Here is a 12,147-nt window from a genome sequence, read left to right as displayed (position 1 = left end):
ATTATTTTATTGCTTTCCACCCCTAGGGGTGGAAAATTTTTTATGCTGCGTTTAACTTTCTATATTCCACTGGACTTAAATATCCTAATTTTTCTTTTATTCTGTCTTTATTGTAATATTCTATATACTCTTCTATTGTTTCTTTTAATTCTTCATATGAATAGAATTTCTTGCCATAGTAGATTTCTTGTTTAAGTATCCCGAAGAAGTTTTCCATTGGGGAGTTATCTAGGCAATTTCCCTTTCTTGACATCGATTGGGTTATCCCTTCTTTTTCAAGTCTTGATGTATATTGTTTTATTTGATAAGCCCATCCTTGGTCTGAATGAAAGATCCTCTTATTCTTGTTAGTGCTTGTTATTTCTATTGCTTTGTCTAAGGCTTTTAGTATTGGTTCTAGTGTTGGTTGTTTTGATATCTCATAGGATATTATTTCACCATTATACATATCTAAATATGGATTTAGATAAAGTTTTTTTACTTGATAGTTGTCTTTTGTATCTTTTTCTAGATACTTAAATTCTGTTGTATCTGTTGTTATATATGTGTAGGCTTTTTCTACTTTAAAGTTTCTATTTATTTTATTGTCTGCTACTCTACCTATTGTTCCTTTGTATGATGAGTATTTTCTTGTTTTTCTTGAGAAGTTTGTTACTTGAAGTTTTAGCTTTTGTACTAGTCTTTGAACTTTCTTTTTATTTATCAAAAGCCCTGTTTTCTTTAACATTGCTGTTATTCTTCTGTATCCATAGTTTGGATTATCTTTTCTAATCTCTAGTATTTTCTTCTCTACTTGCTCATCTTTGTTTGGTATGTCTAAGCGTTGTTGCCAATACATGTAGCTTGATTTTGGAAAGTTAAAGTATTCTAAAAGATCATTTAGTTTGAATTTATCTCTTAATGATCTAATGACCTTAGATATTCGTCTATTTCTGTTTCTGTCATTTGAGAGAATTGAATCTTTTTTTTTAGAATTTCTACTTCCATTTGAAGATAGTAGTTTTCTTTTCTTAGTTTTTCTAATTCACTCAATTCTTTTTTTGTTTTATTATGTTTGTTTTTTAAATCTTTATTTTTATCTGTATTTGGCATATTTAAAGGTCTTCCTCTCTTTTTTGGTTTCAGTCCTTCTATGCCTTCGTCTCTAAATTCTTTTACCCATCTAGCTATCATGGATGGATTGCTGATTTTAAGTTCATTTGCTAGGCTTTGATAGGACATTTCTCCTGTTAAATACAAGTCTACTACATTTAGTTTTAAGTCTAAAGAGTAGTTATTATTTTTTCTTGATACTTTTAGTCCTTCATAGCCTTGAGATTCATAAGCATTAACCCAAGTTCTAACGATATGTTTATCTGGTATGGAGTATTTTTTTGCTAAGTCTTTGTAACTTACATTTCCTTCAAGATATTCTTTTACTACTTTAACCTTAAATTCTGTTTTGTATTTTGCCATTTAAAAACTGACCTCCTTAAGTTGGTTTTTAAGTCCAACTTTTGGGGGTCAGTTCATTGCTCCTGGGATAATTTTTATCTTATTTTACTACTGAGAAAAGAACCTTTGCTACTTTTTCGGCAGATTTTTCTGTCTTTTCAGCAACTTTTTCTTCTTTAACTTCTTTAGTTTCTTTCTTGTCAGCTTTTTCTTTCTTAACTTCTTCCTTATCTTCTTTTAAGAATTCTTCCATTTCTTTTTTATTTTCTTCTTGGTATTTCTTTAGAAGTTCAGGGTTCTTGTCAAGGTCAGCTTTTGCTGCAAGTAATTTATTTAATTCTTCGCCTTCATAAAGTTCTTTTAAATTTTTAACAACTTCTTCGTCTTTAAGGTCAGTTTTCATTGAAGCGATTATCTTGTAGTTTTCTTCTTTTTCAATTTCTGCAAGCTTAGCTTCTAATTCTTTTTCTGTCATGTTGTAAATATCAACTATTGGCATTCCATCGTTCTTGTCGTATTTAACCTTATAACCAAAGGCTTCAGATACGAATCTTACAGGGATGTAAGTTTTGTCTTTTACAATAACTGCTGGAGAGTCAAGTGCAACTTCTTTTCCATTTACAAGAGCCTTGTTAGAATCAATCTTTAAGACGATTTTGTTCTTGTCCTTTGTAACTGTTACACTTCTGTCTTTTCCATTCCAATCAACTTTTGCGCCGATTTTTTCATAGAAAGCACGAGCTGCTAACATAGTTCTGTCATTCATAATCTTTGGAAGAGCTTCTGGGTCTTCAAAAGTGATATCTTCTCCATTTACTCTTACTGTTACAAGAGTTACATTTGGCATGATTAACTTCATGTATTCTTCTGTAGTTAATTTTTTAACTGAAGTTGGGAAGTTGATTTTTACATTTTCATCTTTTACTGTGTTAACTTTTCCCTTAACAGAAACTTTTATAAAGTCTGCAAAGTTAAATTGCATTGCTAGATCTTGGATAACTTTGTTTTCTTCAAAAGTTGTCTTTTGAGAAATATTTGATCCCTTAATCATTTCTTTTATGCCCTTAGCAGCTTCTTTTAGGTCTTCTGCCTTGTATTCTTTGTTAAGTTCTTTGAAGCTTTTTCTTTCTTCATCATTCATTGGAAGTCCAGCCTTGTCAACAATTGCTAAGGCAGATGTTGAAACTGCGTCCCAATTTTTCATAACGCCGTCAGCTGACTTGATGAACTGGTCAATTATAGCGTCACTACTTGCATTTAATGTGTATGTGTTGCCTTCAACTTTGAAGTCAATTTCTTGTTTAATACCCTTTGATGCAAGGTCCATTAACTTGATTAGGTCTGTCTTAAATTCTTCGGAGTTAAAGTATTGTGCAGCTTTTGGTGAAAGACCATTTCTTTCATCTGCAATTGAGATGTAGCCTTCCTTGATGTTCTTGAAGGATTCATTTCCAATTGTAAAGATATCTTTTGACATGATAACTTCATTGCCCTTTACATAAAGGTCCATCTTGATCTTGTCTGGCACATCTTTATTAAGGCCAGCGATTTCTTTTTGGCTATTAGAAACTTTTGCAATTTCTTTTTTTAAGTTTGTGAAGTCCATATTCATTAAAACATGAGCCTTATCTTTTCCAACTTGTTCACCAGTAAGGCTTACAGGGAATTTCATTTTTACGACTTCTTTAGTTTCAGGATTTTTTACTTCAACATTGTATTCAAGTTGTCCAGAAACCTTTGAGCCCTTCCAGTTTGCAACCTTTTGAGATGCATCTAGATATGCTGTTGTGTTTGCACTACAAGCGCCAAGAGTTATGGCTGCAATAAGTACAAGAAAAATAGTTAAAATTTTCTTTTTCATAGTATACCTCCTATTTGCTTTGATTTTATCAAACCCAGAGAAGCCTTTCAAATTAAAACAATATTACATAAAATAAATTAAATTAACTTATTAATAAGAAATTCTTATAAATTTTCATAATATTTTATTCGCCTTGCTTGGATTTGATTTTGTTTTGGATTACTTTTGCTTAGACCAACCCTGCATCATCTATCCAGGACTTTTTTTAGCTTACACATAAAATACTTGTACTTTTGTATCAACTCCTTAATACAATAATCATTATATCTGCTGTCTTTTTAATTTGCAAGATAAAATTTATGTAATAAAAATTTTAAACTGTATATACTTTATATCTACACTATAAGCTTGGCAATTCCTTTTGTCAAGAAATTTTATAAATTTTTTGCTTTATCTTAATAAGCTGTGAAAAATTTTTAACTCTCTTAATTCAATTTTTATTTTTTATCCACAATTTTTCTTCCTTATCTACATTTGTGGACTCTTGGATTTTTATCAAGAGAAATAAATTTTATTTCATATAATAATTTAATGTCTAATAAAATCTTATCTTTATAGGGTTTTAGCCTGCAAAGTTATTAAGTAAATTTGAAATTCCAAAATCAATATAACAAAAGAAAAACTTCATAACAAGAAAATATACCGCAACTTTTGGTTGCGTCGTGGCTTATCTAAAAAAATCCTTTTTAATATTTTTATCAAAAACAAAAATGAAATTTCCTCTAACCCTGTAAAACAAAAAGAGACCCATCTGGATCTCTTGATTTAAAAATTTTCAATTGTTATGTAACTATAGCTCTATACCTCGTAAATTAAGCATTCAACCTTTAGCAATAAGCTACTTTCAAATGAGGTACTTTGCTACCTTTCCCTTGCGGGATAAATTAAAACTTGTCATTGGAATCACCTTTTCTTAGTTACCAATTTGTTTTCTCTAGCTAGCTTATCTATAGTATAGAGCACTAAAGTTATTTTGTCAATGTTTTCCTAAAAGTTTTTTTATTTTTTTAAATTTATTTTTTTCTCGTCGATTTTTCCATCATTAAGGGCCTTGTTAATTTCAATAGTTGCTTGATTTGCTGAGTTTTTGGACCCAATATTTACTATATAGTTCCTAAATCCTTCCTTACCTTTTATAACAATTTCATCGTTCTTTGACTTGGAAATAGATTTCATATATTCGTAGGGAAAGTAATCATTTCCAAGTACAAGTCCCTTGCCATAGGATCCCACAAGAGTTCCAAGTTTGTCCCTGCCATCTCTAAAGGATGACTTTTGTGGTATGTCATAAATTATTGTATCCTTGTCTTCTCTGCTAGGGAATTTTCCATTTTGTAGGTTAAATAAAAATAGGAGTAATAGCCCTATTAAAAATAATGGATTTGCAAATATATTGATGATCTTGTTATCTCTCATATACATTTGTTGGAAAAAGTAAATATTTACAAAAAGCAAAAAGCCTATATAAATAAAGACGTTTAAGTTGTAGGTCCTCTTTTTTATATTTAGGTCCTCAAGTTTTAGAATTTTCTTGTACTTTGATATGAATTCCACTGCTGTCATCAAAAATAGGTAGTTTACTAAAGCCCACATGATTGAGTACATAATTGACCCATTGCCAAGGACTGTTTTTATGCCAGATAACTGAAGTCCAAAGGGAATTATTGCTGATATTATAAGGACTATGTTAGATGTTTTCTTGTTCATTGTTTCCTCTTTCTTATTTTTTCTTCTTTTTCTTTTTTTTACTCTTTATGTTTTTCAAATTCTTATTTGCTTCTTCTTTTTCTTGTTCTAGTTCTTCGGCAACCTTGCCGTTTTTAGTTAGCATTAACATGGTTCCAAAGAAGGCAAACATATAGATTCCAAAATTTATAAACATTTTTTTAAGATCAGTTTCTATGACTGATAAGTCATTTTGGCTAAGTCCTGTTAAATTTTTGTACCTATAATAGGATATGCCTGAGAATAAAATTACTAAGATTATCATATAAATAAAAACCGATTTTGTGTCTTTGTATCTTTTTTCATCTACAAAGAAGAAAACTGCCAGGGTTGATAGGGATATTATCCCCAATAGGATTGCCAAAGTCTTGTAATTAAAAACCTGGGCAAAGTTATTTGTATCTAGCTTGTTGTACTTAAATACAAGGAAAGCTATTGAAAGAATTATGATTATTAGGCTGGTTTTTAGCCACTCTTTCTTATCTTTTGTCAATTTTACACCTCGTCGTATTTATTTAAGCCATATTTTTCTATGACTGATATTATTTTGTCTGCATAGGCAGGGTCTGTTGCGTAGCCAGCTTCTTTTATAAACTGGGCAGCTTCCCTATAATTTTTGGTAGTCTTTACCTTTTTGTATCTCTTGGCTGTGGAAAGGAGCTTGCCATAGTGGTCAAAGGATTCCTTCTTGGAAGAGTATTTTTTGAAATTCTCCATATAGCTTCCACTTTGACCATCAACATATTCTTCGGTCTCGAAAACTATGCCTTCATTCTTTTTCACTGCCTTGATTCCAAAATAATTATTGTATTCTTGTGAAAGCTCAGACCTTCCCCAATTGCTCTCAAGGATTGACTGGGCAATCATAACTGATGGTAGCAGGTCATATTTTTTTGCCACCTTAACTGCTAATTTTTCCGTCTCTGCAATATAAGCCTGTCTGTAATTTTGCTCTTCCTGGGCCCTTCTTTCTGCTACAGAATTTATTAAAAGTCCCATAAAAAAGACAATCCCAAGGAAAGCCATAATAATACCAAGACAGCCACAGCCCAGCTTCTTAATATTCATCTTTCACTTCTTTATAAAGCCTGCTTATTTTTTTATTTAGGATTGGATGAAAATAATTCGGCATAAGCTCATTTAGGGATTCTAATACGAACTCCCTCTCTGCAATATATGGATGAGGCACTATTAACTCATCTGTGTAGTGGATTTCCCTATCTATAAAGAGAATATCTAAGTCAATTGTCCTTGCTCCCCATTTTTCATGCCTAACCCTGTCTAGGTCAATCTCAATTTTTTGTAAGATGTGGAGGAGGTCATGGGGATCTTCAAAGGAGGACACCCTTACAACTGTATTTAAAAAGTCTCCTTGGTCAGTCTTACCCCAGGCCTTGGTTTCAATTATAGGTGCCTTTTCTAAGACTCTAAGCCCAGCTTCTTCCATCTTTTCTAAAGCTGATTTAATATAGGCTTCCCTGTCTCCAAGATTTGTCCCAATCCCAATATAATAGTTCCTTCTCTTTTTTTTGCAGCGAACTGATGCTGTGTCTAGGGGAAGATTAATTGGTGCCCAAGGTTTTTTTATTATAAGATCAACAGTTTCTGCTATTTCATAATTGTCAAAGATGAATTTTGTCATCTTGTAGGCAAGGGTCTCAATTAAGTCCTCTGTTTCATTTTTAAAAAGATTGTAGAGGTCATGGGACAACTTTCCATAGTCTATGGACCTGTCCAAGTTTTTTTCTATGGCACAGTCCCTAAAACTCATCCCAATTTCTGCACTAATTAAAAATTTTTGTCCAAGTTTATTCTCTTCTTCAAAAAGCCCATGGTTGGCATAGACTTCTAGGTCTTTTATCTTGATAAAATCCATAATACTCCCATCAATAAATTATTGTGTGATTTTTCTTGTTGAAGTCCCAATTGCATCCCTCGTAGGAAGGACACCTAAAGCAAGACCTTGACAACTTGTCTGCCCTGTAAAATATATTAAAAAACTCGTCCTCTTGCTGGTCCTTGCTTCTGTGAGCTCCAATGCAATCTAGGATTCTTTTCTTTTCTTCTTCTGAAAAATCAGTAAGCTTTAAAATTTTTCTTGCAAGGTCAACTGAGGCAATGGCGTGATTTATTCCCTCTTTTATCTCAATGAGCCTCCCTATGTCGTGTAGGAGGGCTGTTGAATAAATCATATCCTTGTCAACATCTACATCTTCTTCTAGTTTCAAGATGTAACAAATCCTTGCAACAGACACAAAGTGTTCATAGTTGTGCCTGCAAAAAAACCTGTCCCTCTCTAGGTATTCAAGTTCATTTAAATAGTCATTGTAGATTTTACTCTTAAGAATTATGTCTGTATTTTTCATTAAAATTCAATAAGTCTAAAGGCTTCTTGTTTTTGCTTTTCGTCAGTTTCTAAAACACCTCTAGCTACTGATGTTACAGTCTTTGAGCCAGGTTTTTTAACCCCTCTCATATTCATGCACATATGCTCTGCTTCTATAACTACAAGAACTCCCTTTGGTTCAAGGTACTTCATCATGGCATCTGCAATTTCAATGCTTAATCTCTCTTGAAGTTGTGGTTTTTTTGCATAAGTTTCCACTGTTCTCGCAAGTTTTGAAAGACCTGCCACCTTTTCATTTGGTATATAGGCGATGTGAGCCTTTCCATAAAATGGTAGGAAGTGGTGTTCGCACATAGAATAAAAATCAATGTCCTTTACAACAACTATATTGTCCTCTGTTATTTCAAAAGTCTTTGAAAGATGTTCTTCGGCTGTTTTTCCAAGTCCTGCAAAAATTTCTTCATACATTCTTGCAACTCTTGCTGGAGTTTCTAATAGACCTTCTCTGTTTTTGTCTTCTCCAATCGCCTCGATAATCATCTCAACAGCTTTTTCTATTTTTTGTTTATCCATTATAGTCTCCTCGTAGGTTTAATTTTTAATTTACAAGCTTCATTATAACATATTACCCCTAGAATGGTAACAATTTCCCGTAATTTAGAACTTTATAAGTCCTAATAATTCCCACTTAATTTACAATTTATTTATAATTTGATACAATACTTTCCGAGGTGCAAGATGAAGAAATTACTTCTATATTTATCTCTTGGACTTATAATTTTTTCTGCCCCAGGAAGTGTCTTGGCAGCAGAGTCTAAAGCTCAAAGTGATAATATTAAGGCAGCTAGTTCAAATGTCCTAGATGCCACAGCTACAAAGGCTGAAGAAAAAGAAATAGATCCAAAAACAATTAGAAATCAAGATTTTCTAGTCCCAACAAAGGATGGTGTCCAAAAGGCCAACCTTTATGAGGCTGAAAAAATTAAAAAGTTAGAAGAAGTTCCCCTAGAAGGACTCACTAAGTCCTACTTATTGGGAGACTACAAGTCTGGTAAAATCCTAGAAGGCTACAACCTTGACGAGGTTCGTGCTATGGCATCAACTTCAAAATTGGTTTCTATTTTTGTTGTCTTAGATAAAATTCAAGAGGGTAAAATCTCTCTTAATGACGAAGTTGAAATCGACAAGGAGGCTGCAGCCCTAACTGGATCTTCCTTTAAATTAAAGGAAGGTGACAAGGTCACAGTGGAAAAGCTAATCGAAGCTTCTATGGTTGTATCCGGCAACGATGCAATCACGGCTCTTGGCAAGCACGTGGCAGGGTCTACTGATGCCTTCGTAAAGATGATGAACGACAAGTGCAAGGACCTAGGACTTAAAAATGCCCTAATGGTAAACCCAACAGGACTTACTAATTATGAAATTTTGGACTACAACAAGATGACTACTAGAGAAATGTTCAAGTTAGCATCAGAACTTATTAAGTTTCATCCAGAAATTTTAAAATACACTTCCATCCCTAAGTTGGAAGACCCTGGAAGAAACTTTATAGAATACAGCACCAACCCTGTCCTTGGCATTGTCCCAGAAGTTGACGGACTAAAGACAGGTTATACCAATGCAGCTGGCAGGTGTGTAATCTTAACTGGTCTTGAAAAGGGAGTAGATGAAAAGTCAAAGGACATGAGGCTTATTGGGATAACAACAGGTTCCAACTCTGATTTTGAGAGGTTTGTTGCCTGCAAAAGACTTATTACTAGCGGCTTTGAAGACTACGGCTACAATGCAATAGGAGACACTGAAAAGGAAGTAAGGACCATAGAAGTCCTACACTCTCAAGATGAAAATATACCTGTTTATCAAAAGGAAATTGGCTACATACTTTCCAAGTCAAATGATAAATACAAGGAGATTGTGGAAATAGATGATGACCTAAAGGCTCCAATCGAGGCTGGTTCATCTGTTGGAAAGATTTCCTTTTACAAGGGTGACAAGCTAGTTTTTGAAAGTGACTTAATTGTAAAAGACAAGGTCTATGAAAAGGGCATAATCAATAAATTCAAAAGAGTCTTTGAAGAAATTTTTGTAAATATTGAAAAAGCTGCCTAAGACTATAGGGTTAAAAATAAAAGAAGTGTCATTAAATATTGACACTTCTTCCTTATTTATATACAATTATTTTATGAGTCTACGTAGCTCAGTAGGATAGAGCACACGCCTCCTAAGCGTGGGGCCGGAGGTTCGACTCCTCTCGTAGACGCCAAATTATTTAAACTCCAAAATCTCTAAATTAGAGAATTTGGAGTTATTTGTTTATTATAGAAAATTTCTTAATTTATATCTTTATATTCCTTCCAATTTTAGCTCCTATTATAGGACAATTTAGTCACAAAATATTTTAAATCAAAAATCTTTGATAGCTTAATTATTTTTAATCTAAATCTATAAGCTCAATAATATTAATAACAGGAACCTCATATGGGTGATTTTCCTTAATTATTTTCATGACTTCTCCCAGATTTTCTTTTCTTATCCTAAATTCTAACTTTGATTCTTGGACCTCTTCTATCTTGTTTAGGCTTCCAATATAGGGATTGGCTCCTTCAATGGGTCTAAAATGCCCTAGCACATATGTTTCTGCATAGCAGTAGTCATAATTTTCTTCTTTTAAAAATCCACCTTCATTTATCTTGTCTATTAACTTTCTACTGTCCTCTCTTGGGATAAATATCTCTATTTTTACGTGTTTCATACCTACCTCCTCCCTTATTTATACCACATATTTTTACATAGGGGTAAAATTGTTTAATTTTTTGCAATTTTGGTTATAGATAAATTAAGGAGGAATAAGGTATGATTAAATTAATTATAAAAGTCTTGGTTAGTGGATTAGCTATTTTAATAACTTCTGCATTTTCAATAGGAATTAAAACAGACGGTTATTCTGCTGCTATTATGGCAGCAATTGTAATAGGAATTTTGGACTGGGCAGTTAACAAGTTCACAGGCATTGATGCTTCACCTTTCGGTAGAGGTGCAGTTGGATTTATTGCTGCAGCAATAATTTTATTCATTACTGGTAAATATGTTAATGGATTTGATGTATCTATTATTGGTGCTTTTGTGGGCGCCTTTATTCTTGGTATTGTGGATTCATTCCTACTAGCTGACAAAAAGACTATGTAATATAAATTGGACTCGACTTAGGTCGGGTCTTTTTTGTGGATAAGTTGAGTTTTTCCTTCTTTTTTTATGTCTTTTTTTATTTTTTCTAAGTTTTTTATCCACAATTCTTCTATCTTATCTACAATTGTTGATATTATCTAATTTTTCACTCCTTTTTCTTAATAGTTTTGAATTTTTTATAAACATATAAATTTTCCTTTTTAATTTATACTTATCAACAAGGTCTATTAATTTTTATCAAGGAAACAATACAATAAAAAACCCAGTGAGCCTCAGCTCACCAGGTTTATCTTCCATATTTTTTTATTAGTTCATCAATCATTCTTGAATTTCTAGAATTAATATTGTAATAAATATTATTGACCCTAATTGTTAGTCCTGTCTTAACAAAGGAAATCTTGTTGCCACTTGTGAAGTAAACATTGATGTAGTTGGCAATTTCTCCATTTGTATCCTTGTTTGCTTGTTTACCTCTTAGACTGTTTAAGTCCTTTGAAATCTTTGTAACTATTTTTCTGTCCTTAATAGTCTTCATGTTATCAGTCTTAAATCCTATTATTTCAATATAGTCAATGTCTCTAGGATTAATATCTACAATCTTGTTTCTAGAAGATACTAGACTACCTCCAAAAAAGACAAGAACTGCAAAAAATATTATCAGAACTAGCTTTGATCTCTTTGATTTTTTCTGTCTTCTTCCCATTATAAATATATAACTCCATTCATAAATACATAGGCTCTGCCTCCGACCCTAACCTTATTTTCACTTTCACCAAGGCTAGTTAAAACCTTTGAGACTCTTCCAATATAATCTCCTTGAGTGGCATAAATTGAGTCACTACTTGCAATGTTATTTGCCTTTAAGTAGTGCATAGTGGCTGCTGTTGATGTTCCACTTCCAAATTCTTCATCAACACCAATAATTGGAGAGAAGGTCCTTTGTTTGACTTCTTTTCCATCTTCTGTAGTAAAGGCATGAATTGAAATTATCTTTTCTTCTCTTGAAATCCTTAATGCCTCATCCCTATTTAAATTTATGGATGATAAGACTCTCTCATTTTTCACTGGAACAAGGATGTCACAAGTTCCCATTGATATTCTTTCCATATTTAAGTTTTCTTTTATATCTAGACCTATATCATCAGGTCTTAAATTTAAAGCTCTTAAAATGCCTTCTGGAGCATCATATTTTTCTCTCAATTCAACATTTAAATTCATATGAACATTTTGAATTTTAAAACCCTTGTATTCAAGGTCTACTGGAATTCTACCAATTTTTGTATGCTGAATAATCTTTTTTATTCCTTCTTCCTTGGACATAATGTATTCATTTTCAGCAAGGGCATAAAAAGTTGCAATAGTTGCATGACCACAAAGATTTATTTCCCCTTCAGGTGTGAAAAATCTTGTTAAGTACCTATCCCTATCAAGCCCTCTTACAAAAACTATAACGGATTGGTTTATATCCCTTGCAATGTTTTTCATTTCAAGGTCTGTAAGCTTTCCATCATCGATGATTACTCCTGTAGAATTCCCCATAAAGGCCCTGTCTGAAAAGGCAGATACTAGATAGGTTGTATAAAATCTCTTCATA

14 protein-coding genes and 1 tRNA gene are annotated in these 12,147 nt (G+C 32.7%); 3 read left to right on the top strand and 12 right to left on the bottom strand.

The features are described from left to right. Window positions 1-40: 40 nt before the first annotated feature. The 9 genes from CAN42_RS02850 to folE all read right to left on the bottom strand — a co-directional run bounded on the left by CAN42_RS02850 (window position 41) and on the right by folE (window position 7,940). Window positions 41-910: an IS3 family transposase gene (locus CAN42_RS02850; RefSeq protein WP_245149842.1), complete on the bottom strand. Its 870-nt coding sequence runs from the start codon at window positions 908-910 to the stop codon at window positions 41-43. Beyond that, window positions 898-1,455, bottom strand: a complete 558-nt coding sequence (locus CAN42_RS02845; RefSeq protein ID WP_085875108.1) for a helix-turn-helix domain-containing protein — start codon at window positions 1,453-1,455, stop codon at window positions 898-900. The genes CAN42_RS02850 and CAN42_RS02845 overlap by 13 nt, the downstream gene beginning before the upstream one ends. Window positions 1,456-1,534: 79 nt before the next feature. Continuing rightward, window positions 1,535-3,295, bottom strand: coding sequence for a copper amine oxidase N-terminal domain-containing protein (locus CAN42_RS02840; protein WP_085875454.1), 1,761 nt, complete (start codon window positions 3,293-3,295; stop codon window positions 1,535-1,537). A gap of 999 nt (window positions 3,296-4,294) precedes the next feature. Beyond that, complete coding sequence (locus tag CAN42_RS02835; RefSeq protein WP_085875453.1) at window positions 4,295-5,002, bottom strand: hypothetical protein; 708 nt, start codon at window positions 5,000-5,002, stop codon at window positions 4,295-4,297. 13 nt (window positions 5,003-5,015) lie between these two features. Beyond that, a complete protein-coding gene (locus tag CAN42_RS02830) occupies window positions 5,016-5,513 on the bottom strand; it encodes a hypothetical protein (RefSeq protein ID WP_085875452.1) in 498 nt (165 codons plus the stop codon). A 2-nt stretch (window positions 5,514-5,515) separates the two neighbouring features. Continuing rightward, window positions 5,516-6,088: a glycoside hydrolase family 73 protein gene (locus CAN42_RS02825; RefSeq protein ID WP_085875451.1), complete on the bottom strand. Its 573-nt coding sequence runs from the start codon at window positions 6,086-6,088 to the stop codon at window positions 5,516-5,518. Further along, window positions 6,078-6,896, bottom strand: a complete 819-nt coding sequence (gene folK / locus CAN42_RS02820; protein ID WP_085875450.1) for a 2-amino-4-hydroxy-6-hydroxymethyldihydropteridine diphosphokinase — start codon at window positions 6,894-6,896, stop codon at window positions 6,078-6,080. Before folK ends, CAN42_RS02825 begins: the two co-directional genes overlap by 11 nt. Window positions 6,897-6,906: 10 nt before the next feature. Beyond that, the gene (locus CAN42_RS02815) at window positions 6,907-7,386 is read right to left on the bottom strand and encodes an HD domain-containing protein (protein WP_085875449.1); all 480 of its coding nucleotides are present in this window, start codon (window positions 7,384-7,386) and stop codon (window positions 6,907-6,909) included. Beyond that, a complete protein-coding gene (gene folE, locus CAN42_RS02810; RefSeq protein ID WP_062571380.1) occupies window positions 7,386-7,940 on the bottom strand; it encodes a GTP cyclohydrolase I FolE in 555 nt (184 codons plus the stop codon). Before folE ends, CAN42_RS02815 begins: the two co-directional genes overlap by 1 nt. Window positions 7,941-8,105: 165 nt before the next feature. On the opposite strand from folE, the gene CAN42_RS02805 reads away from it, so the two are divergent. Continuing rightward, on the top strand, window positions 8,106-9,476 hold the full coding sequence (locus tag CAN42_RS02805; RefSeq protein WP_085875448.1) for a D-alanyl-D-alanine carboxypeptidase family protein: 1,371 nt from the start codon (window positions 8,106-8,108) through the stop codon (window positions 9,474-9,476). Between the two features lie 77 nt (window positions 9,477-9,553). Then, window positions 9,554-9,630 (top strand) — tRNA-Arg (locus tag CAN42_RS02800). Between the two features lie 168 nt (window positions 9,631-9,798). On the opposite strand, the gene cutA is transcribed toward CAN42_RS02800, so the two are convergent. Next, the gene (gene cutA, locus CAN42_RS02795; RefSeq protein WP_062571382.1) at window positions 9,799-10,119 is read right to left on the bottom strand and encodes a divalent cation tolerance protein CutA; all 321 of its coding nucleotides are present in this window, start codon (window positions 10,117-10,119) and stop codon (window positions 9,799-9,801) included. 101 nt (window positions 10,120-10,220) lie between these two features. On the opposite strand from cutA, the gene CAN42_RS02790 reads away from it, so the two are divergent. After that, on the top strand, window positions 10,221-10,553 hold the full coding sequence (locus CAN42_RS02790; protein WP_085875447.1) for a phage holin family protein: 333 nt from the start codon (window positions 10,221-10,223) through the stop codon (window positions 10,551-10,553). A 286-nt stretch (window positions 10,554-10,839) separates the two neighbouring features. Here the strand turns inward: CAN42_RS02790 and CAN42_RS02785 are convergent, their stop codons facing one another. After that, a complete protein-coding gene (locus CAN42_RS02785; protein ID WP_085875446.1) occupies window positions 10,840-11,256 on the bottom strand; it encodes a hypothetical protein in 417 nt (138 codons plus the stop codon). Then, on the bottom strand, window positions 11,256-12,146 hold the full coding sequence (locus tag CAN42_RS02780) for a PhzF family phenazine biosynthesis protein (protein WP_085875445.1): 891 nt from the start codon (window positions 12,144-12,146) through the stop codon (window positions 11,256-11,258). Before CAN42_RS02780 ends, CAN42_RS02785 begins: the two co-directional genes overlap by 1 nt. Window position 12,147: the final 1 nt, after the last annotated feature.

Source organism: Peptoniphilus vaginalis, from assembly GCF_900176605.1.
Lineage (GTDB): Bacteria > Bacillota > Clostridia > Tissierellales > Peptoniphilaceae > Peptoniphilus_A > Peptoniphilus_A vaginalis.
The sequence above is the reverse complement of the archived record's forward strand: the minus strand, read 5'-3'. Positions and strand labels throughout refer to the sequence as shown.